Annotated in this window: 1 protein-coding gene; it reads right to left on the bottom strand. The window is 39.5% G+C overall.

The window, feature by feature from the left end; all coding sequences use genetic code 11:
• Positions 1-72: 72 nt before the first annotated feature.
• A complete protein-coding gene (locus HMPREF0819_RS02335; RefSeq protein WP_004231742.1) occupies positions 73-1,062 on the bottom strand; it encodes an L-lactate dehydrogenase in 990 nt (329 codons plus the stop codon).
• Between the last annotated feature and the right edge of the window lie 124 nt (positions 1,063-1,186).

Genomic DNA, 1,186 nt, shown 5'->3' with positions numbered 1-1,186 from the left:
AGCTTTTTAAGTCGTTTTTTTACAAATAAAAACCATCCGAAAGGATGGCTTTTTTTAATCAAAAACTAGAAATTAGTTTTTGCAAGCAGAAGCAAATTCTTCTTTAGAGAAAGCTTCGTCGATGATAGCTTTCAATTCTTTAGCAGACGCTTCCATTTTTTGTTGTTCAGCGTCATTCAATGGAATGTTAACTGGACGAACAATACCGTGTGCACCAACGATAGCTGGTTGACCGATGTAGCAGTCAGTTACGTTAGCGTATTGACCTTCTTGGAATACAGAAACTGGAAGAACTGCGTTTTCATCGTTAAGGATTGCTTTAGTGATACGAGCAAGCGCAACAGCGATACCGTAGAATGTAGCACCTTTTTTGTTGATGATTGAGTAAGCAGCGTCACGAACACCTTCGAAAAGTTCAACCAATTCAGCTTCGTCAACATTTTGAACGTCTTTAAGGTAGTTTTCAAGGTTTACACCAGCAACGTTAGCGTGTGACCATACAGCGAATTCTGAGTCACCATGTTCACCCATGATGTATGCGTGAACTGAACGAGCATCAACATCAAGTTTTTCAGCCAATGCTTGACGGAAACGAGCTGAGTCAAGTGAAGTACCTGAGCCGATAACGCGTTCTTTAGGGAATCCAGAGAATTTCCATGTAGAGTAAGTCAATACGTCTACTGGGTTAGCAGCAACCAAGAAGATTCCTTTGAATCCTGATTTAACAACTTCAGTTACGATTGATTTGTTGATAGCAAGGTTTTTACCAACAAGGTCAAGACGAGTTTCACCTGGTTTTTGTGGAGCACCTGCAGTGATAACTACAAGGTCAGCGTCTGCACAGTCTTCGTATTTAGCTGCGTAGATTTTTTTAGGTGAAGTGAAAGCAAGAGCGTGGCTAAGGTCTTCAGCATCCCCAACAGCTTTGTTGAAAAATTGTGGGATTTCGATGATACCAAGTTCTTGAGCGATTCCTTGGTTTACAAGTGCGAATGCGTAAGAAGAACCTACGGCACCGTCACCAACAAGGATAACTTTTTTGTGTTGTTTAGTTGCAGTCATTTATCTAAACATCTCCTTAATTTTTTTAGGCTGACGCCCATACGAATAATATTTTAACACGTTAAGTGAGAAATGTCACGAACTAATTGGAAAAATTTGAAAAAATAAGAAAGTATTTTAAAAG

This window comes from Streptococcus equinus ATCC 9812 (assembly GCF_000187265.1).
Taxonomy (GTDB): domain Bacteria; phylum Bacillota; class Bacilli; order Lactobacillales; family Streptococcaceae; genus Streptococcus; species Streptococcus equinus.
The sequence above is the reverse complement of the archived record's forward strand: the minus strand, read 5'-3'. Positions and strand labels throughout refer to the sequence as shown.

Coding starts and splice junctions, on each gene's coding strand:
- HMPREF0819_RS02335 (WP_004231742.1), bottom strand. CDS start 1,062: ATGACTGCAACTAAACAACACAAAAAAGTTATCCTTGTTGGTGACGGT.